Source organism: Streptomyces griseoviridis, assembly GCF_005222485.1.
Lineage (GTDB): Bacteria > Actinomycetota > Actinomycetes > Streptomycetales > Streptomycetaceae > Streptomyces > Streptomyces hintoniae.
In genome coordinates, this window is record NZ_CP029078.1 from 5,330,527 (window position 1) to 5,356,650 (window position 26,124).

The following is a 26,124-nucleotide window of genomic DNA, read 5'->3' on the forward strand; positions in this document are numbered from 1 at the left end:
GGCCGGGGCGGAGATCTCCGTCCCGTAGGCGTTCGGGGCGTGCGGCAGGGAGACTCGGAGTCATGCGTACCGCTTACAGCGTCCAGACGGTCAGGTCCGCCGAGCGTGCCCTCATGGCGCGGCTTCCCGAGGGGGCGCTGATGCAGCGCGCCGCCGCCGGGCTCGCCGCCGCCTGCGCCGAACTGCTGGGACGGGTGTACGGCCGCAGGGTCGTCCTGCTCGTCGGGAGCGGCGACAACGGCGGGGACGCCCTCTACGCCGGCGCCCGGCTCGCCCGCCGGGGCGCGGGTGTGACGGCGGTGCTGCTCGCGTCGCCCGAGAAGACCCACGCGGGCGGGCTCGCCGCCCTGGTCGCGGCCGGCGGGCGCCCGGTGGCGGGCGACCGTGGCGCGGACGCCGTGGCGCGGGCCGATCTCGTCGTGGACGGCATCGTCGGCATCGGCGGGCGGGGCGGGCTGCGGGCCGACGCGGTGCCGCTGGCCGACGCGGTGGAGCGGGCGCGGGCCGCCGTCGTCGCCGTCGATCTGCCGAGCGGGGTGGAGGCGGGCAGCGGCGAGGTGCGCGGGCGGGCCGTCCGGGCCGATCTCACCGTCACCTTCGGGACGCACAAGCCCGCGCTGCTGGTGGACCCGGCGCGGGAGTACGCCGGGTCGGTGCGGCTCGTCGACATCGGACTGCGTCCCAAACTGCCGGCCGAACCCGAACTGGAGGCCCTCCAGCACACCGACGTCGCCGCGCTGCTGCCGCGGCCCGGCGCGGCCAGCGACAAGTACCGGCGAGGTGTGGTCGGGATCGCCGCCGGCTCCGCGCGGTACCCGGGAGCCGCGGTGCTCGCCGTCTCCGGGGCGCTGCGGGGCGGCGCGGGGGCCGTGCGGTACGTGGGGCCCGCCGGGGACGCCGTGCTCGCGCGGTTCCCCGAGACGCTGGTCTCGGACCGGGGGCCCAAGGAGGCGGGGCGGGTCCAGGCGTGGGTCGTGGGGCCGGGCGCGGGGGACGACGCGTCGGCGGTCGGCGAGGTGCTCGGCCAGGACGTGCCGGTGCTGATCGACGCGGACGGGCTGCGGCTCGCGGACCGCGCGGCGGTGCGGGCGCGGACCGCGCCGACACTGCTGACCCCGCACGCGGGCGAGGCCGCCGCGCTGCTCGGCGTGGCCCGCGAGGAGGTGGAGGCCGCGCGGCTCGCCTCGGCACGGGAGCTGGCGGACCGGTACGGCGCGACGGTCCTCCTCAAGGGCTCGACGACGCTGGTCGCCGACCCGGGCGGCGGACCGGTACGGGTCAACGCGACCGGTACGGGCTGGCTGGCGACGGCGGGCAGCGGCGACGTCCTGTCGGGGCTGGCGGGCTCCCTGCTCGCCTCGGGCCTCACAGCACGGGACGCGGGCAGCGTGGCCGCGTACCTGCACGGCCTGGCGGGCCGCTACGCGGCGGACGGCGCCCCGGCGGGCGCCCACGACGTGGCGGCGGCGATCCCGGACGCCTGGCGCGACGTTCTGAGCTGACGGCGGGACGGCGGGGCGGCGGGGCCTCGGCGGGGAGCGGCAAGCCGGGCGGGGCGGGGCGGGGCGCGGCAGGCCTGGCAGGGCGCGGCGGGGATGAGGGAGAGGCGGCCGGGATGAGGGAGAGGCGGCCGGGATGAGGGAGCAGGCGCCGGGACGAGGGTGAGGCGGCGCGGGTCGTCGGCGCTCGCTCGGGTCGGAGGCCGGTCGTTCGCGCTTGGGTCGAGGGGCCGGTCGTTCGTGACTGGGTCGAGGGGCCGGTCGTCCGTGCTCGGGTCGGGGACCGGCCGTCCGTGCTCGGGTCGAGGGGCCGGTTGCCCGTGCTCGGGTCGGGGACCGGTCGTTCGTGCTCGGGGGCCAGTCGGCGGCTAGTCGGCGGCTAGTCGGCGGGTGGGGGCGGCCGCGAGCCCCTCCGCGTCGGTCAGAGCGCGGGCGGTCGAGACGATGCTCGCTCGGGTCAGGGACCCGCCGTCCGTGCTCGGGACCGGGGCCGGTCGCCCGTGCTCGGCGGGTCGGGGACCGCTCGTCCGTGCTCGGCGGCCAGTCGGCGGCCAGCCGGGGGGTGGAGGCGGCCGCGAGCCCCCTCCGCGTCGATCAGAGTGCGGGCGGTCGAGACGATGCTCGCTCGGGTCGGGGACCCGTCGTCCGCGCTCGCTCGGGTTGGGGGGACCGCCCTTCGCGATCGGATGGGGCAGTGGTTCCGCTTCGTACGGGTGACCCCTTCAGCGTGCCCCGGGTGGCTGGGCGGGCTCGGGCGTTTCTCTGATCAGGTGATCAACAGACCTTTTGCTTGTCGTGCCGTCGCCGTGGCGCTCGTCGTCGCGGCCGTGCTGCCCGTGGGGAGCGCGCGGGCCGTCGAGCCCCCGCCGCCCGCCGCGGGGCCCGAGGCCGAGCTGGTGCCCGGGGTCTCCGGCCCCTACCGGCCGTGGCAGATCGACGCGCCCGACCAGGCGCTCCCGCCCGTCGTGTACGAACCGAGCGCCGCCGAGGACGCCGTCGAGCCGCAGGACGCGGCGCCCGGCGCCTACGACCTCGTCGAACTGGTGCCGCTCGGGGACGCCGTGGGGAAGGTCGCGTGCAGCAAGCGGACCGGGCCTTACCAGCGGCAGGTCGAGCGGTGGCTGAAGCTGCCGGTGGACGGGAAGCAGTCGGCCGCCGACTGCCGGGCCATCCGCGCCTTCCAGGCCGACCTGAAGATCAAGCCCGCCAACGGGTTCGCGGGACCGGTCACCTGGGCCACCATGCAGCTCGTCGGCGCGCGCGAGAACCCCAACGCGGCCGGGAAGTGCCCGGTGCGGTCGTACCGGGTCGCGTGCGTCGACCTGAACCGGCAGCTGACCTGGGTGCAGAAGGGGCGCGACGTCGTCTTCGGGCCCGTCCCGATGCGCAGCGGACGGCCCGCGCACGCGACCAGGACCGGCTGGTTCAAGGTGTACTGGAAACACAAGAACCACTGGTCGACGCTGTACAACTCGCCCATGCCGTATGCCCAGTTCTTCAGCGGCGGGCAGGCCTTCCACGCCGTGTACGGCAGCATCTACACGACCGTCGGTTCCTGGGGGTGCGTCAATCTGCGGCTGCCGGACGCCCGGAAGCTGTGGGGCGTGCTGAAGAAGAACGACCGGGTGTACGTCTGGGGGCGGCGGCCCGGCTCGTAGCCGTCCGTGGTCGCGCTGTCCGAGCCCTCTGAGAGACTGGGGGCGCCATGAACGAGACAGCCACCGCCGCCACCGCGCCCCTGCGTGCCCGTGCCGAGATCGACCTGGGAGCCCTGCGGTCCAACGTACGGGCCCTGCGCGCGCTCGCGCCGGGCGCCGCCCTCATGGCCGTCGTCAAGTCGCAGGCGTACGGCCATGGGGCGGTCCGGTGCGCCCGTGCCGCCGTCGAGGCGGGAGCCACCTGGGTGGGGACCGCCACGCCCGAGGAGGCCCTCGCGCTGCGCGCGGCCGGGCTGCCCGACGGGGTGCGGCTGATGTGCTGGCTGTGGACGCCCGGCGGGCCCTGGCGGGAGGCCGTCGAGGCCGGGATCGACGTGTCGGTGAGCGCCCTGTGGGCGCTGACGGAGGTCACCGCCGCCGCCCGGTCGGCCGGGGTGGTCGCGCGGGTGCAGCTCAAGGCCGACACCGGCCTCGGACGCAACGGCTGCCAGCCGGGCGCCGACTGGGCCGAACTGGTCGCCGCCGCGCTGCGCGCCGAGCGCGAGGGCGTGCTGCGGGTCACCGGCCTCTGGTCGCACTTCGCCTGCGCCGACGAACCCGGCCACCCCTCGATCGCCGCCCAGCTCACCGTCTTCCGCGAGATGCTCGGGTACGCCGAGGGCCAGGGCGTGCGGCCCGAGGTGCGGCACATCGCCAACTCGCCCGCCACCCTCACCCTCCCCGAGTCCCACTTCGACCTGGTGCGCTGCGGCATCGCCCTCTACGGCATCTCGCCCAGCCCGGAGATCGGCGCCCCGGCCGACTTCGGACTGCGGCCCGTGATGACGCTCTCGGCCTCGCTCGCGCTGGTCAAGCACGTCCCCGGCGGCCACGGCGTCAGCTACGGCCACCACTACGTCACGCCCGGCGCCACCACCCTCGGCCTGGTCCCGGTCGGCTACGCGGACGGCATCCCGCGGCACGCCTCGGGCACCGGGCCCGTCCTGATCGGCGGCAAGTGGCGGACGGTCGCGGGGCGGGTCGCGATGGACCAGTTCGTGGTCGACCTCGGCGGCGACGAGCCGGAGGCGGGCGCCGAGGCCGTCCTCTTCGGTCCTGGCGACCGCGGCGAGCCCACCGCGGAGGACTGGGCGCAGGCGGCCGGGACCATCGCCTACGAGATCGTCACCCGCATCGGGACCCGCGTCCCGCGCGTCTACCGCGACGAGCGGCCGCCGCGGGCGACGGCGTGGACGGACGAGGGACACCCGCGGTAGGCGGCAGCGCGCGACGACAGCGGCGCGGACGGTCCGCGCACCACCCGGCGAACAGGAGCGGTACGTGAGCGAGAGCAGTGCGGAGGCCGTGCGGGCCGCCGCCTCCGCCGCGGGGGCGAACGGGAACTGGCGCAGGGCGACCGGCATCGCGGGCGCCGCGATAGGCGTGGTCGCCGCGGGGGCCGCGGCCGGGGTCGCCATCGAGCGGCTCACCGTCGGCCGCGGCATGCGCAAGCGGGCCAGGCTCGCCCTGGACTCGACGGGACCGTACGGCGCCCTGCGCGGCACCCCGGGCACCGCGCACGCCGACGACGGCACGCTGCTCTACTACGAGGTCGACGACGTCGACCCGGAGGCCGTGCCCGCGCTCGGCCCGCGCCGCAGGCGGCTGTTCGGGCGGAAGGCGCCCGCCCCCGTCACCGTCGTCTTCAGCCACGGCTACTGCCTGAACCAGGACTCCTGGCACTTCCAGCGGGCCGCGCTGCGGGGCGTGGTGCGGACCGTGCACTGGGACCAGCGCAGCCACGGGCGGTCCGGGCGCGGCGAGGCACAGTTGCGGGACCGCGAGCCGGTCACCATCGACCAGCTCGGCCGCGATCTGAAGGCGGTCCTCGACGCGGCGGTCCCCGAGGGCCCGATCGTGCTCGTCGGGCACTCCATGGGCGGGATGACGGTGATGGCGCTCGCCGACCAGTTCCCCGAGCTGATCCGCGACCGGGTCGTCGCGGTGGCCCTGGTCGGGACCTCCTCCGGGGGGCTCGGCGAGGTGAACTTCGGGCTGCCGGTCGCCGGGGTGGCCGCGGTGCGGCGGGTGCTGCCGGGGGTGCTGAGGGCGCTGGGGCAGCAGGCCGCGCTGGTGGAGCGGGGGCGCCGGGCCACCGCCGACCTCTTCGCGGGGGTCATCAAGCGCTACTCGTTCGCGTCGCGTGACGTGGACCCGGCGGTCGAGCGGTTCGCCGAGCGGATGATCGAGTCCACGCCGATCGACGTGGTCGCCGAGTTCTACCCGGCGTTCAGCGACCACGACAAGACGGCCGCGCTCGCCCTGTTCCGGGAGCTGCCGGTGCTGGTGCTCGCGGGCGTCAAGGACCTCGTCACGCCGAGCGAGCACAGCGAGGCCATCGCCGACGAGCTGCCGGAGGCCGAGCTGGTCCTCGTGCCGGACGCAGGGCACCTGGTGATGCTGGAGCATCCCGAGGTCGTCACCGACCGGCTCGCCGACCTGCTCACCCGTGCGGGAGCGGTGCCCGTAGGAGCTACCGTGGGTGGCTATGGAAGCACCAACGGCACCGTACGACCGGGCTGAGACCGAGCTGACCGTCACCTCCCCCGAGCAGATGCGGGAGCTGGGCAGGCGCCTCGCCGGCCTGCTGCGCGCGGGCGACCTCGTGATGCTCAACGGCGAACTGGGTGCCGGCAAGACGACGCTGACCCGCGGTCTCGGCGAGGGGCTCGGGGTGCGCGGCGCGGTCACCTCGCCGACGTTCGTGATCGCCCGGGTCCACCCGTCCCTCGGTGACGGGCCGCCGCTGGTGCACGTCGACGCCTACCGGCTCGGCGGCGGCCTCGACGAGATGGAGGACCTCGACCTGGACGTCTCGCTGCCCGACTCGGTGGTCGTGGTCGAGTGGGGCGAGGGCAAGGTCGAGGAGCTGACCGACGACCGGCTGCACCTCGTCATCCACCGGGCGGTCGGCGACACCACCGACGAGGTGCGGCACGTGACGCTGACCGGGCTCGGGGCGCGCTGGGCGACGGCGGATCTGAGCGGGCTCGCGTTCCCCGCGTGAAGGTTCCGACACGGTGTCGGCATATTATTGCGTTCCACGTCACGGACGTGGTCACATGGTACCCAGCCCGTGGTTAGGTCTACCTAACCACGCCCGCCCCCAGGTTCCAGGAGGCGTCCGTGTCGGCCACCGAACGAGACAAGGCACTGCCGGGAATGTCCGGTGTGACCATGCGTGACCTGCTGGCGTCCTGCGGTGCGGCCCGCGCGGTCTCCACCCCGCCCCCCGCACCGGACCCCGAGCTGCCCCGCGCGGTCGCCCCGCTGACCCCCCGGCACCGCGACGCGGCCTGAGCGCGCGTCCCCGGTGGTACCCCGGCACCGCGACGCGGCCTGAGCGCGCGTCCCGGAAGGGTCAGCGGATCACGACCACCCGGCGGCCGATCGTCGCGAACTCCCACATCGCCGCGCCGTCCGCCGAGGACTCGCGGATGCCGCCGGTGCGGGCCCCGCTGCCCGAGCGGTCGGCCGGGCGGTTCGCCGCGCCCTCGACGGCCGCGCTGAACCCGATCGCCACCCCGTCGACGACGGTGAAGCGCACCACGTGCTCGACGGGCGTGCCGTCGGTGCCGGTGACGGCGTTCGAGCGGGAGCTGACCGCGTAGATGTTCGGGGGCGGGTCGACGGTGCCGGGGGTGACCTTGAAGGTGCGTTCGACCTTGTCGCGGCGGCCCACCAGCCAGACCCGGTCGTCGTCCACCGAGTACACGACCCGCTGGCCCGTGCCGGAGCCCGCGGGCAGCGCGGTGGGGTTCTTCTTGTCGCGGGGCGCCTTGGAGAGCGTCGGCGAGGCCGAACCGGTGGGGCGCGGCTCGCTGGGGTCCTCGGGGGCGGTCGCCGCGGCCTGGTAGGCGAGGACGCCGACCGTCGCGACGGCCGCCGCGGCGAGCCCGAACACCGTCACGGAGCTGCTTCCTGCCACCGTCGTCCACCTCAGCCTTCGCGTTCGTACGCCGTACCCCGGGCGACCGTAGCAGCCCATACCGGTACAAACCGGGTGCGGTGGCGGGGGTGCCGGCCGTGTCGGGGGACCGTTCGCCCCGGTCGTCCGACACGGCGGGCGGGGAGCCGTAGGCTGTTTGTGTGCTCTTGCTCGCTCTGGATACCGCCACCCCCGCCGTCACCGTCGCCCTGCACGACGGCCGGGACGTCATCGCCTCCTCCAGCCAGGTGGACGCGCGCCGGCACGGAGAGCTGCTGCTGCCGGCCGTCGACCGGGTGCTCGCCGACGCCGGGCTGCGGCTCGACGCCGTCACCGGCGTCGTCGTGGGCGTCGGACCCGGCCCCTACACCGGTCTGCGGGTCGGTCTGATGACCGCCGACACCTTCGGGCTCGCCCTCGGCGTCCCGGTGCACGGCCTGTGCACCCTGGACGGCCTCGCGCACGCGGCCGGCTTCGACGGCGGCCCCTTCGTGGTGGCGACCGACGCGCGCCGCAAGGAGGTCTACTGGGCGACCTACGCCGACTCCCGCACCCGGCTGACGGAGCCCGCCGTCGACCGCCCCGCCGACATCGCCGAGCGCGTCGCGGGACTGCCCGCGGTGGGCGCGGGTGCGCTGCTGTACCCCGACACCTTCCCCGACGCCCACGACCCGCAGCACGGGTCGGCCGCCGCCCTCGCCGAACTCGCCGTCGAGCGGCTCGCCGCAGGGCAGGAGCTGCCCGCGCCCCGGCCGCTCTATCTGCGCAGGCCGGACGCCCAGGTCCCGAAGAACTACAAGGTGGTCACCCCCAAGTGACCGCACCCGTGACACCTCGGCTGCGCGAGATGCGCTGGTGGGACATCGACCCCGTCCTCGACCTGGAGAAGGACCTCTTCCCCGAGGACGCCTGGTCCCGCGGCATGTTCTGGTCCGAGCTGGCCCACGCGCGCGGCGCGGGCGCCACCCGCCGCTACTTCGTCGCCGAGGACCCGGACAGGGCCGGCGGGGTGGTCGGGTACGCGGGGCTCGCCGCCTCGGGCGACCTCGCCGACATCCAGACCGTCGCCGTCGCGCGCGGCCACTGGGGCACCGGGCTCGGCGGCCGGCTGCTGGCCGAACTGCTCAGCTCCGCCACCGACTTCGAGTGCGCCGAAGTGATGCTGGAGTGCCGGATCGACAACGTCCGCGCCCAGAAGCTCTACGAGCGCTTCGGCTTCGAGGCGATCGGCTTCCGCCGCGGCTACTACCAGCCGGGCAACGTCGACGCGCTGGTCATGCGACTGACCGACCCCGCAACCTCCGTACAAGGAACCGAGATCAATGGCTGACGAACCGCTCGTCCTGGGCATCGAGACCTCCTGCGACGAGACCGGCGTCGGCATCGTGCGCGGCACCACCCTGCTGGCCGACGCCGTCGCCTCCAGCGTCGACGAGCACGCCAGGTTCGGGGGCGTCGTCCCCGAGGTCGCCTCCCGGGCCCATCTGGAGGCGATGGTCCCGACCATCGAGCGCGCGCTGAAGGACGCCGGGATCACCGCCCGCGACCTCGACGGCGTCGCCGTCACCGCCGGCCCCGGGCTGGCCGGCGCGCTGCTGGTCGGCGTCACGGCGGCCAAGGCGTACGCCTACGCGCTCGGCAAGCCGCTGTACGGCGTCAACCACCTGGCCTCGCACATCTGCGTGGACCAGCTGGAGCACGGCGCGCTGCCCGAGCCGACGATGGCGCTGCTGGTCTCGGGCGGTCACTCCTCGCTGCTCCTGTCGACCGACATCACCTCCGACGTCCGCCCGCTCGGCGCGACCATCGACGACGCGGCGGGCGAGGCCTTCGACAAGATCGCCCGGGTGCTGAACCTCGGCTTCCCCGGCGGCCCGGTCATCGACCGGTACGCCCGGGAGGGCGACCCGAAGGCGATCGCGTTCCCGCGCGGTCTGACCGGACCGAGGGACGCGCCCTACGACTTCTCCTTCTCCGGGCTGAAGACCTCGGTCGCCCGCTGGATCGAGGCCAAGCGCGCGGCGGGCGAGGAGGTGCCGGTGCGCGATGTGTCGGCGTCCTTCCAGGAGGCGGTCGTCGACGTGCTGACCCGCAAGGCGGTACGGGCCTGCAAGGACGAGGGCGTCGACCATCTGATGATCGGCGGCGGGGTGGCCGCCAACTCCCGGCTGCGGGCGCTGGCGCAGGAGCGCTGCGAGGCGGCCGGCATCCGGCTGCGGGTGCCCAGGCCCAAGCTCTGCACGGACAACGGCGCGATGGTCGCGGCGCTCGGCGCGGAGATGGTCGCCCGCGGCCGGCCCGCGTCGGACTGGGACCTGTCGGCGGACTCCTCGCTGCCGGTGACCGAGCCGCATGTGCCGGGCCACGGGCATGAGCACGGCCACGACCATGTGCACGAGGTCAGCAAGGAGAACCTGTACTCGTGACCGTCGCCCTGATGTGGGAGGCGCGGGCCGCCGAGGGCCGGGGCGCCGACCTGCTCGCCTGGGCCGGGGAGCAGGAGCTGCCCAGGCAGCCGCTGCGCCGCGAGGTGCTCCGCGCCCCGGGCGACCGGGTCCTCGTCATCACCTGGTGGGACGCGGAGTTCGACGCCGAACTGCCCGAACTGCCCGAGCCGGACCCCGGGTCGGTGACCCGCGCCGTGCACCGCTGGCGGTTCGAGTCGGTCACCGTCGGCTGACCGTTCCCCGACCGGCCGCCCGCCCGGCCGGGGTCACCGGGGCCGCGACACCTCCGTCTCGCACCACAGCCGCCGGTCGGTGCCCGGCCTGCGCACCGGCCCGGTCAGTTCGAGCCGCGCGGTGTGCCGCACGTCGGCGCTGGACGCCGCCAGCCGCAGCTCAAGGGCGCCCGGTTCGACCACCCGGGTGCCGGTGCGGTCGGTGAACGCGGACAGCTCGGCGTGGAAGCGGAAGCTGACCCTGGCCGCCTCGCCCGGATCGAGGTCGAGCCGCCGGTAGCCGATCAGCCGGACGTCGGGCCTGGTCACCGAGGCCACCGGGTCGTGCAGATACAGCTGGACGACCTCGGCGCCCGCGCGCCCGCCCGTGTTGCGGACGGTCAGCGCCAGCTCAAAGGAGCCGTCGGTGCCGATCCGCGGTTCGGTGCCCTCGAAGCCGTCCCAGGTGAACGTCGTGTACGAGCGGCCGTGCCCGAACGGGTACAGCGGGGTCGGGTCCAGGTTGCTGACCTCGCCCGCGAGGCCGAGCGGCGGCTGGAGGTAGGTCCAGGGCTGGCCGCCGGGCAGCCGCGGCACGCTCACCGGGAGCCGGCCCGACGGGTTGACCCGCCCCGACAGCACGCCCGCCACCGCGGGGCCGCCCTCCTCGCCGGGGAAGAACGCCTGCACCACGGCGCCCAGCCGGCCGTGCCAGCGGCCCAGCGCGTAGGGGCGGCCGGTCAGCAGCACCAGGACCACCGGGACGCCGGTGGCGAGCAGCGCGTCCAGCAGCTCGCCCTGCACCCCGGGCAGCCGCAGGTCCGTCACGTCGCAGCCCTCGCCCGAGGTGCCGCGGCCGAAGAGGCCCGCCCGGTCGCCGAGCACCGCCACGCACACGTCCGCCTCGGAGGCCCGCGCCACCGCCTCGGCGATCCCCGCCCGGTCGGGATCGGACACCCCGCAGCCCTCGGCGAACGTCACCTTGGCGTCCGGGAGTTCGGCGCGCACCGCGTCGAGCAGCGGCGGGATGTCGATGCCCAGCGGCACCTCGGGGTGGCGGGGCAGTACATGGGACGGGAAGGAGTAGCAGCCGAGCATCGCGAGCGCGTCGGCGGCGCGCGGGCCGACCACCGCGATCCGGGCGTCGGGGGAGAGCGGCAGCAGGGCGTCCGGGTTGTCGAGCAACACCGCCGATTCCTCGGCCAGTCGGCGGGCGAGGTCCCGGTTGGCCGGCGGGTCGAGGTCGATCGGGCCGGTCGGCTCCGGGGCGAAGTCCTCGTCGAGCAGCCCGAGTTCGCACTTCTGGAGCAGGACCCGGCGGGCCGCGCGGTCGATCAGCTCCTCGGGGACGGTGCCGTCGCGGACCGCGTCGAGCAGCGGGGTGCCGTAGCACTTCAGGGTGGGCAGCTCGACGTCGATACCGGCGTTCAGCGCGGCGTGCGCGGCCTCGGCGGGGCTGCCCGCCACCCGGTGCAGGCTCTGCAGGAAGCCGATGCCGAAGTAGTCGGCGACGACCGTGCCGGTGAACCCCCAGCGCTCCCGCAGGAGTTCGGTCAGCAGCCCGGGGTCGGCGGAGGCGGGGACGCCGTCCGTCTCGGTGTACGCGGCCATCACCGAGCGGGCCCCGCCCTCGCGCAGCGCCATCTCGAACGGCACCAGCGTCACGTCGGCGAACTCGCGCACCCCGGCCCGCACGGGCGCGAGGTTGCGGGCGCCCGCCGAGGACGCGTACCCGGCGAAGTGCTTGAGGGTGGCGACCACCCCGGCCGACTCCAGCCCCCGCACATAGGCGGCGCCCACGGTGCCGACCAGGTAGGGGTCCTCGCCGATGGTCTCCTCGACCCGGCCCCAGCGCGGATCGCGGACGACGTCGAGGACCGGGGCGAGGCCCTGGTGGACGCCGGCCGCGCGCAGGTCCTGGCCGATCCGCCGGCCCATCTCCTCGACCAGCGGCGGATCGAAGGAGGCGCCCCACGCCAGTGGCACCGGGTAGGCGGTGGCGCCCCAGGTGGTGAACCCGGCCAGGCACTCCTCGTGGGCGACGGCGGGCACGCCGAACCGGCCGGCCGCCATGATGCGGCGCTGGGCGCGGGCCAGCGCCTGCGCGCCCAGCGCCGGGTCGACGGGGGCGGTGCCGAAGGAGCGGGTGAGCTGGCCGAGGCCGTGGCCGATCAGCTCGTCCCAGTCGTGGTCGGCGGCCATCTCGCTCTGCAACGGCGCGACCCCGTCGCCGTCCGTGGCGGCGCCCACCCACACGCCGTACAGCTGGGCGGTCTTCTCCTGAAGGGTCATCCGGGAGAGCAGGTCGTCGACGCGGGCGGCGGCGGGCAGCGCGGGGTCACGCCAGGAGGCGGTGGTCATGAAACTCCTGCTCTTGTCGGGTCGGGACGGCGTGTCGGGCGGCGCGTCGCGTCGGGGGTGGGGCGAGGGGTGCCGGGCGGGTGTCTGGTGGGGCTGCGGGCGGGGGTTCCGGCGGGCTCTCGTGCGAATGTTTCGTTATGTACTTCGAATGTTCCGGGAACCTAGGCCGGTGCGAGGGGTTCGTCAAGAGGGAGCGCAGGGATACGATCGCCGCCATGACACCCCCGGAGCCCGTGGAAACCCGGACGGCAGCGACGACGACAGGCCGGTCGACGCAGACCGCGACCCTCGCCGAGATCGCCCGTGAGGCCGGCGTCTCCGCGCCGACTGTTTCGAAGGTCCTCAACGGCCGCGCCGACGTGGCCCCGGCCACCCGCAGCCGCGTCGAGGGCCTGCTGCGCGCCCACGGCTACCGGCGCAGGCGCGCGGAGGCCAGCCGCTCGCCCCTGATCGACCTGGTCTTCCACGAGCTGGAGAGCGCCTGGGCGATGGAGGTCATCCGGGGCGTGGAGGACGTGGCGCGGGAGGCCGGGCTGAGCGTCGTGCTCAGCGAGAGCGCCGGACGGCTCACCCCGGGACGCACCTGGGCCGACCAGGTCGCCGCGCGACGCCCGCACGGCGTGATCCTGGTCCTCTCCGGCCTCGACGAGTCCCAGCGGGCCCTGCTCACCAGCCGTTCCATCCCGTTCGTGGTGATGGACCCGGCGGGCGACCCGGGTGTCGACGTGCCGTCCATCGGCGCCACCAACTGGCAGGGCGGGCTCGCCGCCACCCGGCATCTGGTCGACCTCGGCCACACCAGGATCGGCGCCATCACCGGACCGTCGAGGATGATGTGCAGCCGGGCCCGCGTCGACGGCTACCGGGCCGCCCTGGAGACCGCCGGGCTGCCGGTCGACCCGTCGCTGATCGTGACCGGCGACTTCCACCACGAGGCCGGCTACCGGCAGGGCCTCCAGCTGCTGCGCCGCCCGGACCGGCCCACCGCCGTCTTCGCCCTCAACGACCTCCAGGCGCTCGGCCTGTACGAGGCGGCGCGGGAGCTGGGGCTGCGCATCCCGGAGGACCTGAGCGTGGTCGGCTTCGACGATCTGCCGGTGGCCCGCTGGGTCGGGCCGCCGCTGACGACCGTGCGGCAGCCGCTGACCGAGATGGCGGAGGCGGCGGCCAAACTGGTCCTCGACCTCGGCCGCGGGGAGCGCGCGCCCGCCGCGACCCGGGTGGAGCTGGCCACCAGCCTGGTGGTGCGGGCCAGCACCGGGGCGCCGGCGGCCGGAAGGTGACGTATTGACGGGTGGGGTGAGCGCCCCCACACTCCTCCGAAGTCAATCGGTTGCACAACCGAAACTTTCGGAGGCCACCCGCAATGAGAACCTCCAGATCAGCCGTACGCGCGCGGCTCGCCGCCCTCTGCGCCGGGCTTCTGGCAGCCGGCGCCCTGTTCGCGGCGGGCGCCGCGCCCGCGCACGCCGCCGCCACCCCGCTGCGCGACCTGGCCGCGGCCAAGGGCAAGGTCATGGGCACGGCGGTCACCGGCTCCAAGCTCACCGGGACCTACGGCGACCTGGCCGGCGCCCAGTTCTCCTCGCTCACCCCGGGCAACGCCATGAAGTGGGGGTCGGTCGAGCCGGCCCAGGGGACCTTCAACTGGGCCGAGGCCGACCAAATCGTCGCCTTCGCGCAGGCCCACGACCAACTGGTGCGCGGCCACACCCTGGTCTGGCACAGCCAGAACCCGAGCTGGCTGACCAACGGCACCTGGACGTCCGCCCAGCTCGGCACCCTGCTCCAGAACCACATCGCCACCGAGGTGGGCCGCTACAAGGGCAAGGTGTCCGTCTGGGACGTCGTCAACGAACCCTTCAACGAGGACGGCACCTACCGCTCGACCCTCTGGTACGACGGCCTCGGCCCCGACTACATCGCCTCCGCGCTGACCTGGGCGCGGGCCGCCGACCCGGCCGCGAAGCTGTACATCAACGACTACAACGTCGAGGGGGTGGGCGCCAAGAGCACCGCCCTGTACAACCTCGTCAAGTCGCTGAAGGAGCGGGGCGTGCCGATCGACGGCGTCGGCCTCCAGGCGCACCTCATCCTCGGACAGGTGCCGTCCACCCTCCAGCAGAACATCCAGCGCTTCGCCGACCTCGGCGTCGACGTGGCGATCACCGAACTCGACGTGCGGATGGCGCTGCCCGCCGACAGCGCGAAACTCGCCCAGCAGGCCGCCGACTACAAGGCCGTCACCGCCGCGTGCGTCGCCGTCACCCGCTGTGTGAACCTCACCGTCTGGGGCTTCACCGACTCCGACTCCTGGGTGGAGTCGACGTTCCCCGGCTACGGCGCGGCGACGCCCTACGACGCGAACTACGCGCCGAAACCGGCGTACAACGCCATCGCCGAGGCGCTCGGCGGCACCAGCACCCCGCCGACCGGCGCCTGCGCCGTCACGTACGCCGTGACCAGCCAGTGGAACACCGGGTTCACCGGGCAGGTGACGATCGCCTGCTCCGGGGCCGCGCTCTCGTCGTGGAAGGCGAACTGGACCTTCGGCGCTGGCCAGCAGGTCACCCAGGCGTGGAACGCCACCTGCACCCAGTCGGGCAACGCGGTCAGCTGCGCCAACGCCTCGTACAACGGGACGGTGCCGGACGGCGGCTCGGTGAGCTTCGGGTTCAACGGCTCGTGGAGCGGGAGCAATCCGGTGCCGACGGTCACCCTGGGCCAGTAATCATGAGATTTTCCGAAGAAAACGGTCCGGGAAGCGTTCCGCTAACAGCCTCCTCATAATTCGGACTTACGTTCCTGCCCGTGACCGGAGTTGACGAGAGCGGCGAGGGCGGACGCGGGGGCCGGCGGTCGGTCGTGGTGAAGACCGTCGGCCTCACCGTGGCGGCCGTGCTGGTGCTGGGCGCCGCGGCGGGCGGCCTGGCCTACTGGCACCTGAACGACAACATCAAGAGCGTCGACATCGACAGCGCGCTCGGCGACGACCGTCCGGCCCGCGGGGTGACCACCCCGTCCGCCTCCGCCTCCGCGACGCCGCTGCCGACCGGCGCCGTCAACCTCCTGGTCCTCGGCTCGGACTCGCGCAGCGGCGCGGCCAACGAGGAGCTGGGCGGCGGCGACAGCTCGGGCGCCCGCTCCGACACGGCGATGGTCGTGCACGTCGAGGCGGGCCGCGCCGGCGCCACCGTCGTCAGCATCCCGCGCGACACCCTCGTCACCCGGCCGTCCTGCCCGCTGTCGTCCGGCGGCTCGACGGCGGTGGCGTACCGGGCGATGTTCAACAGCGCTTACGCGGTCGGCGGCGCGGTGTGCGCGGTGAAGACCGTCGAGGAGCTGACCGGCGTCCGCATGGACCACTACCTGGAGATCGACTTCTCCGGGTTCGCGAAGCTGGTGGACGCGCTCGGCGGGGTCACCGTCACCACCGAGCAGGACATCGACGACGACTACAGCCATCTGAAGCTGGCCGCCGGGACCCACCACCTCGACGGCGAGCGGGCCCTGGCCCTGGCCCGCACCCGGCACGGCATCGGCGACGGCAGCGACCTGGGCCGGATAGCGCTCCAGCAGACGCTGGTGAAGGCCCTGCTGGCGCAGATGTCCTCGACGGAGCTGCTGACCGACCCGGCCGGGCTCTACCGGGTCGCCGACGCCGTCACCGGCAGCCTCACCACCGACACCGGGCTCGACTCGCTGACCGAGCTGATCCGGTTCGGCCAGAGCCTGAGGGGCCTCGCCGCGGACGACGTCAGGACGGTCACGATGCCCGTCGTCACCGCGCCGGCCGACCCCAACCGGGTGGTGGCCGAGGAACCGGCGGCAGGCAAGCTGTGGCGGTCGCTGCGCTGAGGGCGGGCGGCTCGCGCAGGGCGCCGCCAGGGATCGGAAAGATTTCTCGGAAATCTCCGGGGACGGTGTCGATCCCGGGCTCTCCCGTTCGACGTACGGGGTGAGAGGCCGGGAGGGACCGGCCCGCAACCGCACCGAGGAGTCACCATGCCCCGCTACCTGTCGCTCATCAGGATCGACGAGTCGAGCGCGCCCGCCGAAGGCCCGAGCCCCGAGCTGATGCGCCGGATGGGCGAGCTGATCGAGGAGATCACCAAGGCCGGGGTGATGCTCGACACCGCCGGTCTCACCCCGTCCGCGCAGGGCACCCGGGTGCGCTGGGAGGACGGCCGGATCAGCGTCACAGACGGGCCGTTCACCGAGTCCAAGGAGGTCGTCGGCGGCTACGCGCTCATGCAGTGCAAGGACCGCGCCGAGGCCCTGGAGTGGACGAAGCGGTTCCTGAAGGTGCACGAGGAGTTCTGGACGGTCACCTGCGAGGTCCGTGAGGTCGTCGAGGGCTGACCTCCGTTGGCCCCCGGGCCGCCGAGGGTGTTGCATGGTGGGCTGTGGAACCGCAGCCCACCGCCGCAGCCGCCATCGAGACCGTCTTCCGCATGGAGTCGCCCCGGGTGATCGCCGCCGCCGCGCGCGTCGTCCGTGACGTCGGGGTCGCGGAGGAACTCGCCCAGGACGCGCTGGTCGCCGCCCTGGAGCAGTGGCCGCGCGACGGCGTCCCCGACCGGCCGGGCGCCTGGCTCACCGCGGTCGCCAGGCGCCGCGCGGTCGACCTGGTCAGACGCCGTGCGACGCACGCCCGCAAGCTCGCCGAGATCGGCCGCGACCTGGAGAGCGCCCCGCCCCCCGGGGAGCCCGCCGACCTCGCCGACCCCGACGCCATCGACGACGACCTGCTGAGGCTCGTCTTCACCGCCTGCCACCCGGTGCTCTCCGCCGACGCCCGGATCGCGCTGACCCTGCGCCTGCTCGGCGGCCTCACCACCGAGGAGATCGCCCGCGCCTTCCTCACCCCCGAGGCGACGGTCGCCCAGCGCATCGTCCGCGCCAAACGCACCCTCGCCGAGCGCGCCGTCCCCTTCGAGGTGCCGGCGGGCCCCGACCGCGAGGCCCGGCTCGGCTCCGTCCTCGACGTCATCTACCTGATCTTCAACGAGGGGTACGCGGCCACCGCGGGCGACGACTTGGTGCGCCCCGCGCTCTGCGAGGACGCGCTGCGCCTCGCCCGGGTGCTCGCCGGCCTGATGCCCAAGGAGCCCGAGGTGCACGCGCTGACCGCGCTGCTGGAGTTGCAGGCGTCCCGCGTCGCCGCCCGCACCGGTCCCGACGGCGCCCCGGTGCTCCTCGCCGACCAGGACCGCGGGCGCTGGAACCGGATGCTGATCGCCCGCGGGGTGGCGGCCCTCCACCAGGCCGACGCCACCGCCACCGGCGCCCCCGGCCGGTACGCCCTCCAGGCCGCCGTCGCCGCCTGCCACGCGCACGCCGTCCGCTACGAGGACACCGACTGGGCGACCATCGCCACCCTCTACGGCCTGCTCGCCGCCCGCGCGCCCTCCCCGGTCGTGGAACTCAACCGCGCGGTCGCCGTCTCGATGGCCCGCGGCCCGGCCGAGGCCCTGCGGATCGTGGACGGCCTCATCCAGGACCCCGCGCTGCGCGGCTACCACCTGCTGCCCAGCGTCCGCGGCGACCTGCTGGACCGGCTCGGACGCCCGGCCGAGGCCCGCGCGGAGTTCGAACGGGCGGCGGAACTCGCCCGCAACGGACGGGAGCGGGAACTGCTGCTGGCGCGCGCCGCGCGGTGCGCCTGACGCGGCTCTGCGGCAGCGGGCGCGAGGCGGGCGTGCGGGGGCTCAGGACGGGGCCGGTGCGCCGATCAGCATGGTGGGGGCGCCCGCCACCCGGGTCAGGAACACCGTCGCCGCGTGCGGCCCCTGCGGCTTGACCTTCCTGCGCAGCTCCTCGGGCTCCACGGCCGAGCCGCGCTTCTTCACGGTCAGCGTGCCGACCCGCCGCTCCCGCAACAGCGCCTTCAGCCGCTTGAGGTTGAAGGGCAGCTGGTCGGTGATCTCGTAGGCGGTGGCGTACGGGGTGGCGCGGTGCTCGTCGGCGGTGATGTACGCGATGGTCGGGTCGAGGAGACCGCCGTCCAGGTCGGCGGCGACCTCCGCGACCAGATGGGAGCGGACGACGGCGCCGTCCGGCTCGTACAGCCAGCGCCCCACCGGCCTGACCTCCGGGTCGGGCAGGCCCCTGCCGAGCAGGGTGCGCGGTCCCGGCAGCAGGGTCGCGCGGACCGCGCCCGGGTCGGTGCCGAACCAGAGCACGGCCTCCTTCACGTCCCCGCCGTCCGAGATCCACTCCGCCTCGGCCTCGCCGGGCACCGCCTCGTGCGGGATGCCGGGGGCGACCTTCAGGGCCGCGAGGGGGGCCGCGCGGGCCGCCTCGACCGCCCACGACAGGGGCGGCGAGTACGCCTCGGGGTCGAAGATCCGGCCCCGGCCGCCGCGCCGCCCCGGGTCCACGAAGACGGCGTCGAAGCCGGCCGTGTCCACCTCGGTGACGTCGGCCTCGCGCACCTCGATCAGGCCGGCGAGCCCGAGCGCCTCGGCGTTGGCCCGCGCCACCGCCGCCGTCAGCGGGTCGCGGTCCACGGCGAGGACCCGGATGCCGGCCCGCGCGAGGGCGATGGCGTCGCCGCCGATCCCGCAGCACAGGTCGGCGAGCGAGGTCACGCCGAGCGCCTTGAGCCGCCCGGCCCGGTACGCGGCCACCCGGGCCCGGGTGGACTGTTCGACGCCGTTCGGGGTGAAGAACATCCGGCCCGCGTCCTCGTCGCCGAACTTCGCCGCCGCCCGCTGCCGCAGCCGTGCCTGGCCGAGCGCCGCCGACACCAGGCCGGCCGGGTGGGTGCGGCGCAGCCGGGTGGCGACGGCCAGTTCGTCGGCGGGGGCCGTGCCGCGCACCTCGTCGAGGAGTGCGCGGCCTTCGGGGGTGAGGAGGGGGGCGAGGTCGTTCACCGGGTCATTGTGGGCCAGTCGGTGGACGGTGTGCCGCCGGCGGCGGTGTCGGGCCGGGTCGGTGGGGGGTGACCTGGGAGGATCCGGCTCCATGGGATCAGTAGTACAAAATGACAAAAATAGGGCACCGGTCCAGATCCGCGGACGGTCCTGGACCCCGCTCCGCCGCGCCAAGGCCGGCGCCCGCGCCCGCGTCGCCGTCGCCCTGCTCGCCGTCACCGCCGTCGCCTCCGGCTGCGCCCAGAGCCCCGGCGGCGCGGCCCACCCGGCCCCGGGACAGCAGGCCCCGCCGGCCGAGGCGTTGGACTCCTACGCGGCCAGGCTCCGCGCCGAGCAGACCGCCCGGGTCGCCGCCGCCAAGCGCTGGCGCCTCGCCGCGGTGCCGCTGACCGCCCCCGCGCCCCCGGCGAGCAAACCGGAGATCACCGCCCGCGACGGCTTCGAGGTCGAGGGCCAGGAGGAGGAGAACCTGCCACCGGTCTTCACCACCGTCCCCACCCGGCAGAAGGTCGTCTTCCTCACCATCGACGACGGCGAGGAGAAGGACCCGGACTTCCTCCGGATGATGAGCGAACTGCGCATCCCGTACACCGCCTTCCTCAGCGACTACCTGGTCAACAAGGACTACGGGTACTTCAAGAAGATGCAGCAGCGGGGCGTGGTCCTGAACAACCACACCCTCCACCATCCCTACCTGCCCGGCCTCTCCTACGCCCAGCAGAAGCACGAGATCTGCGCCATGCAGGACATCATCGAGAAGCAGTACGGCAAACGCCCCAAGCTGTTCCGCCCGCCCTACGGCAACTACAACCAGGACACCCTGCGCGCCGCCAAGACCTGCGGCGTCAAGTACGCGCCGATCTGGGACGAGGAGGTGTTCGTCGACCACTGGGAGTACCGCGAGTGGGACCGCGACCTGCACCCGGGCGACATCGTCCTCACCCACTTCCGCGGCCGCAAGGACTGGAAGGGCACCATGCCCGACATGGTCAGGCGCTTCCTCGACCACGTCACGGCCAAGGGGTACGCGGTGGCCCGGCTGGAGGACTACCTGTGAGGCAGCGGGGCCCGGGTCGGCCGGCCGGCGTCCTGGCCGCGGTGCTGGCGGCCGTGCTGCTGGCCGGCTGCGCCCAGTCCGTCGACCCGATCGAACGGCTCGGCAAGAAGGCCGCCCAGCGGGTGCGCCCGCACGGACCCGCCGCCGAGCCGCCGTACCGCCGCTGGGGCCTGACCGCCCCGCTCACCCCGGCCCCGCACCCCGCCGCCCGGCCGCCCGCCGCCCACCCGGCGGCCCCGGGGCTGCCCCCGGTCGTCTCCCGGGTGCCGACCCGCGACCCGGTGGTCTTCCTCACCTACGACGACGGCGCCGAGAAGGACCCGCGCTTCGTCGACATGGTCCGCGAACTGCGGCTGCCCGTCAGCATGTTCCTCACCGACAGCGTCGTCGGACCCGGCTACGGGCACTTCGCGCGCCTCCAGGCGGTCGGCGCCTCCATCCAGAACCACACCCTCGACCACCCGGCGATGCGCGGACTGCCGTTCGCCGGCCAGCGCGCCGAGATCTGCGGCCAGCAGGACAAACTCCGCTCCCGCTTCGGCCACCGCCCCCGCCTCTTCCGCCCGCCCTACGGCGCGTACGACCGCACCACCCTGCGGGCCGCCGCCCGCTGCGGGGTCGCCGCGCTCGTCCTGTGGCGGGCCGCCTCCGAGGGCGACGGCAGCCTGACCTACCGCAGGGGCGGGCACCGGCTGCGCCCCGGCGACGTCGTCTCCCTCGCCTCGGGCGAGACCGCCGCGCTGACCCTGCGCGAACGCACCACGCGCGTCCTGCGGGAGGCCCAGCACCGACGTCTGACGGTGGGCCGTCTCGAGGACTACCTGTAGGGCCCGGCGCCTGGCCCGGACGGTCGCCGACGCCGCGCCCGGCGGACGGAATTGGCACTCCGCTTGACCGAGTGCTAATCGCGGTCATAGTCTCGGACCTGGCACTCCCCACTGGAGAGTGCCAAGAAGCGACGGGCAGGTCCGGCACCCGCGACGACGGATCGACCTGGTCGCCACCTCAGACAGTTAACCCCGTGAGATCTCCGAAGGGGGAGGTCGGATCGTGACGACCACCAGCTCCAAGGTTGCCATCAAGCCGCTCGAGGACCGCATTGTGGTCCAGCCGCTGGACGCCGAGCAGACCACGGCCTCTGGCCTGGTCATCCCGGACACCGCCAAGGAGAAGCCCCAGGAGGGCGTCGTCCTGGCCGTTGGCCCCGGGCGCTTCGAGAACGGCGAGCGCCTGCCGCTCGACGTCAAGACCGGCGACATCGTGCTGTACAGCAAGTACGGCGGCACCGAGGTGAAGTACAACGGCGAGGAGTACCTCGTCCTCTCGGCCCGCGACGTGCTCGCGATCATCGAGAAGTAGTTCACCCCGAGCACTGAACAGTTGCTCACAGCTGCGCCCCCGGATCCCGCGATCATCAATCAGCCGGGCGCCGGGGGCGCAGTCACATACACCCCATTTTTCGAGAGGGCTCACGCTGTCATGGCGAAGATCCTGAAGTTCGACGAGGACGCCCGTCGCGCCCTCGAGCGCGGCGTCAACAAGCTTGCCGACACGGTCAAGGTGACGATCGGCCCCAAGGGCCGCAACGTCGTCATCGACAAGAAGTTCGGCGCCCCCACCATCACCAACGACGGTGTCACCATCGCCCGCGAGGTCGAGATCGAGGACCCGTACGAGAACCTCGGCGCCCAGCTCGTGAAGGAGGTGGCGACCAAGACCAACGACATCGCGGGTGACGGCACCACCACCGCCACCGTGCTGGCCCAGGCGCTCGTCCGCGAGGGCCTGAAGAACGTCGCCGCCGGCGCCTCGCCCGCCCTCCTGAAGAAGGGCATCGACGCCGCCGTCAAGGCCGTCTCCGAGGAGCTCCTCGCCACCGCGCGCCCGATCGACGACAAGTCCGACATCGCCGCCGTGGCCGCGCTCTCCGCGCAGGACACCCAGGTCGGCGAGCTGATCGCCGAGGCGATGGACAAGGTCGGCAAGGACGGTGTCATCACCGTCGAGGAGTCCAACACCTTCGGGCTCGACCTGGACTTCACCGAGGGCATGGCCTTCGACAAGGGCTACCTGTCCCCGTACATGGTGACCGACCAGGAGCGTATGGAGGCCGTCCTCGACGACCCGTACATCCTGATCCACCAGGGCAAGATCTCCTCGATCCAGGACCTGCTGCCGCTCCTGGAGAAGGTCATCCAGTCCGGCGCCTCGAAGCCGCTGCTGATCATCGCCGAGGACGTCGAGGGCGAGGCCCTGTCGACCCTGGTCGTCAACAAGATCCGCGGCACGTTCAACGCCGTCGCGGTCAAGGCGCCCGGCTTCGGCGACCGCCGCAAGGCCATGCTCGGCGACATCGCCACCCTCACCGGTGGCCAGGTCATCGCCGAGGAGGTCGGCCTCAAGCTCGACCAGGTCGGTCTCGACGTGCTCGGCACCGCCCGCCGCGTCACCATCACCAAGGACGACACCACCATCGTCGACGGTGGCGGCGACTCCGACGAGGTCTCCGGCCGCGTCAAGCAGATCAAGGCCGAGATCGAGAACACGGACTCCGACTGGGACCGCGAGAAGCTCCAGGAGCGCCTCGCGAAGCTGGCCGGCGGCGTGTGCGTGATCCGGGTCGGCGCCGCCACCGAGGTGGAGCTGAAGGAGAAGAAGCACCGCCTCGAGGACGCCATCTCCGCCACCCGCGCCGCGGTCGAGGAGGGCATCGTCTCCGGCGGTGGCTCCGCGCTCGTCCACGCCGTGAAGGTCCTGGAGGACAACCTCGGCAAGACCGGCGACGAGGCCACCGGCGTCGCCGTGGTCCGCAAGGCCGCCGTCGAGCCGCTGCGCTGGATCGCCGAGAACGCCGGCCTGGAGGGTTACGTCATCACCTCCAAGGTCGCCGAGCTGGACAAGGGCCAGGGCTTCAACGCGGCCACCGGCGAGTACGGCGACCTGGTCAAGGCCGGCGTCATCGACCCGGTCAAGGTCACCCGCTCCGCCCTGGAGAACGCGGCCTCCATCGCCTCCCTGCTCCTCACGACCGAGACCCTGGTCGTCGAGAAGAAGGAAGAGGAGGAGCCCGCCGCGGCCGGTCACGGCCACGGTCACTCCCACTGACCCGAGCGTCAGTCCGACCCGAGCGTCGGCACCGAAGGCCCGGCACCCCACGAGGATGCCGGGCCTTCGGGCTGCGCGGGACCGGTCCCGGCCCGGCCGGGATCGCGGGCGGGTCCTGGCCGCGACGCGCGACGCGGCGGCGCGTCAGGTCCCCGGCGGGTCGGCGCGTCCCGTCCCCGGCGGGTCGGCGCGTCCCGTCCCCGGCGGGTCGGCGCGTCCCGTCCCCGGCGGGTCGCCGTGTCCGGTCCCGGGCAGGGCGCCGCGTCCCGTCCCCGGTGGGGCGGTAACGCCGTCACTGGGGCCCGTACTTCCGGCCCGTCCGCGAGGTGATCCCGCCCAGCAGGGCGTTGGGCGTCACCTTCACCATGCCCATCAGCGCCTTGTACCGCGGGTCGGGGATCGACAGCGACCTGCCCCGCGCCAGATCGTGCAGCGCCGCCGCGACCACCTTGTCCGCGTCCAGCCACATCCAGCCGGGGATGTTGTCGGTGCCCATCCCGGCCCGCGCGTGGAACTCGGTCCGCACGAAACCTGGGCAGAGGGCCATCAGCCGCACCCCGCTGCCCGCGAGGTCCTTCGCCGCGCCCTGCGTGAACTGCACGACCCACGCCTTCGACGCGCCGTACGTGCCGCGCGGCACGAACGCGGAGACCGACGAGACGTTCACCACGCCGCCGCGCCCGCGCTCGCGCATCGCCTCGGTCGCCGCCGAGGTCAGCCGCAGCACCGCCTCGCAGTGCACCTTGAGCATCTTCAGCTCGTCGGCCATCGGGACGTCGAGATACCGGCCCTTGTTGCCGAAGCCCGCGTTGTTGACCAGCAGGTCGACTGGGCTCGTGCGGTCGGACACCCGGGCGGCGACGGCCTCGATGCCGTCGTCCGTGGCGAGGTCGGCGGTCAGCACCTCCGCCTCGATGCCGTGCCGGTCGTGCAGTTCGGTCGCCTGCTCCCGCAGCCGCTTGGTGTCGCGGGCGACGAGCACCAGGTTGTGTCCGTCGGCCGCCAGCCGCCGCGCGAACGCGGCGCCGATGCCCGCGGTCGATCCCGTAATCAGAGCCGTTGTCATGGCCCAAGCGTAGTTACCCGACCCCTGGGCCCCATGCTCCGTCTCATCCCTGACGTACGGTCAGGAACCGTACTTCTCCAGGTAGGTCCGCGCGGCCCGCGCGGCCTCCGGGTGCAGCGCGGAACCGGCCGCCAACAGCCGTGGCAGCAGCTCGCGTTCGGTGGTCGTCGCCCGGAACTGGAGGGCCACGGTGACATCGTGGTCGGGCCGCTCCACGACCTCGACCGGATCGCCCGCGCGTATCTCGCCCGCCTCGATCACCCGCAGATACGCCCCCGGCGCACCCTTGAGGGTGAAGCGCCGCACCCACCCCTGTTCCCCCACATGGCCCTGGAAGGTGCGGCACGGGATGCGCCCGCTGGTCACCTCCAGGAGCACCGAGGAGCCGATCCGCCAGCGCTCGCCGATCAGCGCGCCCGACACCTCGACGCCCCCGGTGGTGAGGTTCTCCCCGAACCCGCCGTTCGGCAGGGGGCGGCCCAGCTCGCGCTCCCAGTCGTCCAGGTCCTCGCGGGCCATCGCGTACACCGCCTGGTCGTCACCGCCGTGGTGGCGCAGGTCGCACACCGTGTCCCCGGCGAGACCGCTGCCCGCGACGCCCTTGGCGCCGGGCGCGGCGACCCGCACGGGCCCCTCCACCGGGCGCTTGTCGATGCCGGTCACCCCCACCACGGGGTCGGTGTACGGGGCGGGCCGGGCGCGGCCGAGATTCACGGACAGCAACTTCATGGGGAAGACGGTAGGCGACCGAGATCAAAGTGTCGACGCGTTTTTCATCGCCGCGTCAAAGGATCTCTTATCTTTCAGTACCCTTCCAGGATGATCGAAGCACGCCATCTCCGGGTCCTGCGGGCCGTCGCCGCCACCGGTTCCTTCTCGGCGGCCGGACGTCGGCTCGGCTGCACCCAGCCCGCCGTCAGCCAGCAGATGAAGGCCCTGGAGGCGTCCGTGGGCACCCCGCTGCTGGTGCGCGGCGGGCGCGAGATGCGGCTGACGCAGGCGGGCGAGGCCCTGGTGCGGCACGCCGGCGGCATCCTCGCCGGGCTCACCGCCGCCGAGGAGGAGGTCGCCGCCATCGCGGGCCTGCGCGCCGGACGGGTACGGCTGGTGTCGTTCCCGAGCGGCAGCTCGGCGCTGGTGCCCGCCGCCCTGGCCGCCCTGCGCGCCGCGCACCCCGGCACCCGGGTCTCCCTGGAGGAGGCCGAGCCGCCGGCCTCCGTCGACATGCTGCGCGAGGGCGAGTGCGATGTGGCGCTCGCCTTCCGCTACCCGGGGGCGCCGGGCGTCGAGGAGTGGGACGACCTGGTGGTGCGGCCGCTGCTGACCGACCGCCTGGTGGGACTGGTGCCGGAGCGGCATCCGCTCGCCGCCAGGTCCGGCGCCGTCGGCATCGGGGAACTCGCGGGCGAGCCGTGGATCGCCGGGTGCCCGCGCTGCCGCGGGCGGCTGGTCGAGGTGTGCGAGGACGCCGGGTTCACCCCGCGCATCGACTTCGCGACCGACGACTACCCGGCCGTGGTCGGCCTGGTCGGCGCCGGTCTCGGGGTCGCGGTCCTGCCGCAGCTCGCCCTGGAGTCGGTGCGGCCCCGGCACGCGCGCGTACTGACCCTGGAACCGGCCGTCCGGCGCGAGATCGTCGCCCTCACCCTGCCCGACCTGGCCCAGGTGCCGGCCGTCGCGGCGACCCTGGAACAGCTGGGACACGCCGCGGACCGCTGAGAGGGCGGGGGGGGTGCGCGGGGACGGGAGTGGGGGCGGGGAGGGGAGCGGGGGGTGGGAACGGGAGGGGACCGGGGGGACGGGACGGGGGAGGGGGGAACAGGGATTCGGGGTGGCGCGGTGTGCGCACTCTGTGCGCCCGCGTGGAGAAACGT

25 protein-coding genes are annotated in these 26,124 nt (G+C 74.1%); 20 read left to right on the plus strand and 5 right to left on the minus strand.

Features of this window, described 5'->3' with window-relative positions; genetic code table 11:
• The first annotated feature begins 62 nt into the window (after nucleotides 1-62).
• From DDJ31_RS23110 to DDJ31_RS39700, 6 genes are all read left to right on the plus strand, one after another.
• Nucleotides 63-1,502 (plus strand): NAD(P)H-hydrate dehydratase, encoded by a 1,440-nt coding sequence (locus DDJ31_RS23110; RefSeq protein ID WP_127178466.1) that lies wholly within the window; start codon nucleotides 63-65, stop codon nucleotides 1,500-1,502.
• A 767-nt stretch (nucleotides 1,503-2,269) separates the two neighbouring features.
• Nucleotides 2,270-3,157 (plus strand): L,D-transpeptidase family protein, encoded by an 888-nt coding sequence (locus DDJ31_RS23115; RefSeq protein WP_240678108.1) that lies wholly within the window; start codon nucleotides 2,270-2,272, stop codon nucleotides 3,155-3,157.
• Nucleotides 3,158-3,204: 47 nt separating this feature from the next.
• Nucleotides 3,205-4,413, plus strand: a complete 1,209-nt coding sequence (gene alr / locus DDJ31_RS23120; RefSeq protein WP_127178464.1) for an alanine racemase — start codon at nucleotides 3,205-3,207, stop codon at nucleotides 4,411-4,413.
• Between the two features lie 64 nt (nucleotides 4,414-4,477).
• Nucleotides 4,478-5,719, plus strand: a complete 1,242-nt coding sequence (locus DDJ31_RS23125; RefSeq protein WP_127178463.1) for an alpha/beta fold hydrolase — start codon at nucleotides 4,478-4,480, stop codon at nucleotides 5,717-5,719.
• Nucleotides 5,685-6,203 (plus strand): tRNA (adenosine(37)-N6)-threonylcarbamoyltransferase complex ATPase subunit type 1 TsaE, encoded by a 519-nt coding sequence (gene tsaE / locus DDJ31_RS23130; protein WP_127178462.1) that lies wholly within the window; start codon nucleotides 5,685-5,687, stop codon nucleotides 6,201-6,203. The genes DDJ31_RS23125 and tsaE overlap by 35 nt, the downstream gene beginning before the upstream one ends.
• Before the next feature lie 164 nt (nucleotides 6,204-6,367).
• Nucleotides 6,368-6,496: a hypothetical protein gene (locus DDJ31_RS39700; protein ID WP_276319340.1), complete on the plus strand. Its 129-nt coding sequence runs from the start codon at nucleotides 6,368-6,370 to the stop codon at nucleotides 6,494-6,496.
• A gap of 61 nt (nucleotides 6,497-6,557) precedes the next feature.
• On the opposite strand, the gene DDJ31_RS23135 is transcribed toward DDJ31_RS39700, so the two are convergent.
• Entirely contained in the window at nucleotides 6,558-7,124 is a 567-nt protein-coding gene (locus tag DDJ31_RS23135; protein ID WP_127178461.1) for a hypothetical protein, read from the minus strand.
• Nucleotides 7,125-7,285: 161 nt separating this feature from the next.
• Here DDJ31_RS23135 and tsaB point away from each other — a divergent pair, with 161 nt between their 5' ends.
• Genes tsaB through DDJ31_RS23155 form a run of 4 tightly spaced genes read left to right on the plus strand, consistent with a single transcriptional unit; the run spans nucleotide 7,286 to nucleotide 9,804 of the window.
• Complete coding sequence (tsaB, locus tag DDJ31_RS23140) at nucleotides 7,286-7,942, plus strand: tRNA (adenosine(37)-N6)-threonylcarbamoyltransferase complex dimerization subunit type 1 TsaB (RefSeq protein ID WP_127178460.1); 657 nt, start codon at nucleotides 7,286-7,288, stop codon at nucleotides 7,940-7,942.
• On the plus strand, nucleotides 7,939-8,454 hold the full coding sequence (gene rimI / locus DDJ31_RS23145; RefSeq protein ID WP_127178459.1) for a ribosomal protein S18-alanine N-acetyltransferase: 516 nt from the start codon (nucleotides 7,939-7,941) through the stop codon (nucleotides 8,452-8,454). The genes tsaB and rimI overlap by 4 nt, the downstream gene beginning before the upstream one ends.
• Nucleotides 8,447-9,550 (plus strand): tRNA (adenosine(37)-N6)-threonylcarbamoyltransferase complex transferase subunit TsaD, encoded by a 1,104-nt coding sequence (tsaD, locus tag DDJ31_RS23150; RefSeq protein WP_127178458.1) that lies wholly within the window; start codon nucleotides 8,447-8,449, stop codon nucleotides 9,548-9,550. The genes rimI and tsaD overlap by 8 nt, the downstream gene beginning before the upstream one ends.
• Entirely contained in the window at nucleotides 9,547-9,804 is a 258-nt protein-coding gene (locus DDJ31_RS23155) for a hypothetical protein (protein WP_127178457.1), read from the plus strand. Before tsaD ends, DDJ31_RS23155 begins: the two co-directional genes overlap by 4 nt.
• 33 nt (nucleotides 9,805-9,837) lie before the next feature.
• On the opposite strand, the gene DDJ31_RS23160 is transcribed toward DDJ31_RS23155, so the two are convergent.
• Nucleotides 9,838-12,144, minus strand: a complete 2,307-nt coding sequence (locus DDJ31_RS23160) for a glycoside hydrolase family 3 N-terminal domain-containing protein (RefSeq protein WP_127178456.1) — start codon at nucleotides 12,142-12,144, stop codon at nucleotides 9,838-9,840.
• 215 nt (nucleotides 12,145-12,359) lie between these two features.
• On the opposite strand from DDJ31_RS23160, the gene DDJ31_RS23165 reads away from it, so the two are divergent.
• From DDJ31_RS23165 to DDJ31_RS23185, 5 genes are all read left to right on the plus strand, one after another.
• A complete protein-coding gene (locus tag DDJ31_RS23165; protein WP_127178455.1) occupies nucleotides 12,360-13,427 on the plus strand; it encodes a LacI family DNA-binding transcriptional regulator in 1,068 nt (355 codons plus the stop codon).
• An 83-nt stretch (nucleotides 13,428-13,510) separates the two neighbouring features.
• Nucleotides 13,511-14,875 (plus strand): endo-1,4-beta-xylanase, encoded by a 1,365-nt coding sequence (locus DDJ31_RS23170; RefSeq protein ID WP_127178454.1) that lies wholly within the window; start codon nucleotides 13,511-13,513, stop codon nucleotides 14,873-14,875.
• Nucleotides 14,876-14,955: 80 nt separating this feature from the next.
• On the plus strand, nucleotides 14,956-16,002 hold the full coding sequence (locus tag DDJ31_RS23175) for an LCP family protein (RefSeq protein ID WP_240678107.1): 1,047 nt from the start codon (nucleotides 14,956-14,958) through the stop codon (nucleotides 16,000-16,002).
• Nucleotides 16,003-16,149: 147 nt separating this feature from the next.
• Complete coding sequence (locus tag DDJ31_RS23180; RefSeq protein WP_127178453.1) at nucleotides 16,150-16,506, plus strand: YciI family protein; 357 nt, start codon at nucleotides 16,150-16,152, stop codon at nucleotides 16,504-16,506.
• Nucleotides 16,507-16,550: 44 nt separating this feature from the next.
• Nucleotides 16,551-17,813, plus strand: a complete 1,263-nt coding sequence (locus tag DDJ31_RS23185; RefSeq protein WP_127178452.1) for an RNA polymerase sigma factor — start codon at nucleotides 16,551-16,553, stop codon at nucleotides 17,811-17,813.
• A gap of 42 nt (nucleotides 17,814-17,855) precedes the next feature.
• On the opposite strand, the gene DDJ31_RS23190 is transcribed toward DDJ31_RS23185, so the two are convergent.
• Complete coding sequence (locus DDJ31_RS23190; protein WP_171480888.1) at nucleotides 17,856-19,022, minus strand: class I SAM-dependent methyltransferase; 1,167 nt, start codon at nucleotides 19,020-19,022, stop codon at nucleotides 17,856-17,858.
• A 91-nt stretch (nucleotides 19,023-19,113) separates the two neighbouring features.
• Between DDJ31_RS23190 and DDJ31_RS23195 the strand changes: the two genes are divergently transcribed.
• The 4 genes from DDJ31_RS23195 (at nucleotide 19,114) to groL (ending at nucleotide 23,184) form a co-directional block, all read left to right on the plus strand.
• A complete protein-coding gene (locus DDJ31_RS23195) occupies nucleotides 19,114-20,079 on the plus strand; it encodes a polysaccharide deacetylase family protein (protein ID WP_127178451.1) in 966 nt (321 codons plus the stop codon).
• Nucleotides 20,076-20,906 (plus strand): polysaccharide deacetylase family protein, encoded by an 831-nt coding sequence (locus DDJ31_RS23200; protein ID WP_240678106.1) that lies wholly within the window; start codon nucleotides 20,076-20,078, stop codon nucleotides 20,904-20,906. The genes DDJ31_RS23195 and DDJ31_RS23200 overlap by 4 nt, the downstream gene beginning before the upstream one ends.
• 223 nt (nucleotides 20,907-21,129) lie before the next feature.
• On the plus strand, nucleotides 21,130-21,438 hold the full coding sequence (groES, locus tag DDJ31_RS23205; RefSeq protein ID WP_003998759.1) for a co-chaperone GroES: 309 nt from the start codon (nucleotides 21,130-21,132) through the stop codon (nucleotides 21,436-21,438).
• A gap of 120 nt (nucleotides 21,439-21,558) precedes the next feature.
• Complete coding sequence (groL, locus tag DDJ31_RS23210) at nucleotides 21,559-23,184, plus strand: chaperonin GroEL (RefSeq protein ID WP_127178450.1); 1,626 nt, start codon at nucleotides 21,559-21,561, stop codon at nucleotides 23,182-23,184.
• Nucleotides 23,185-23,476: 292 nt separating this feature from the next.
• Here the strand turns inward: groL and DDJ31_RS23215 are convergent, their stop codons facing one another.
• Both DDJ31_RS23215 and DDJ31_RS23220 read right to left on the minus strand, forming a co-directional pair.
• Nucleotides 23,477-24,250 (minus strand): SDR family NAD(P)-dependent oxidoreductase, encoded by a 774-nt coding sequence (locus tag DDJ31_RS23215; protein ID WP_127178449.1) that lies wholly within the window; start codon nucleotides 24,248-24,250, stop codon nucleotides 23,477-23,479.
• 60 nt (nucleotides 24,251-24,310) lie between these two features.
• On the minus strand, nucleotides 24,311-24,979 hold the full coding sequence (locus DDJ31_RS23220; protein WP_127178448.1) for an MOSC domain-containing protein: 669 nt from the start codon (nucleotides 24,977-24,979) through the stop codon (nucleotides 24,311-24,313).
• Between the two features lie 90 nt (nucleotides 24,980-25,069).
• Between DDJ31_RS23220 and DDJ31_RS23225 the strand changes: the two genes are divergently transcribed.
• Nucleotides 25,070-25,969 (plus strand): LysR family transcriptional regulator, encoded by a 900-nt coding sequence (locus DDJ31_RS23225; RefSeq protein WP_127178447.1) that lies wholly within the window; start codon nucleotides 25,070-25,072, stop codon nucleotides 25,967-25,969.
• Nucleotides 25,970-26,124: the final 155 nt, after the last annotated feature.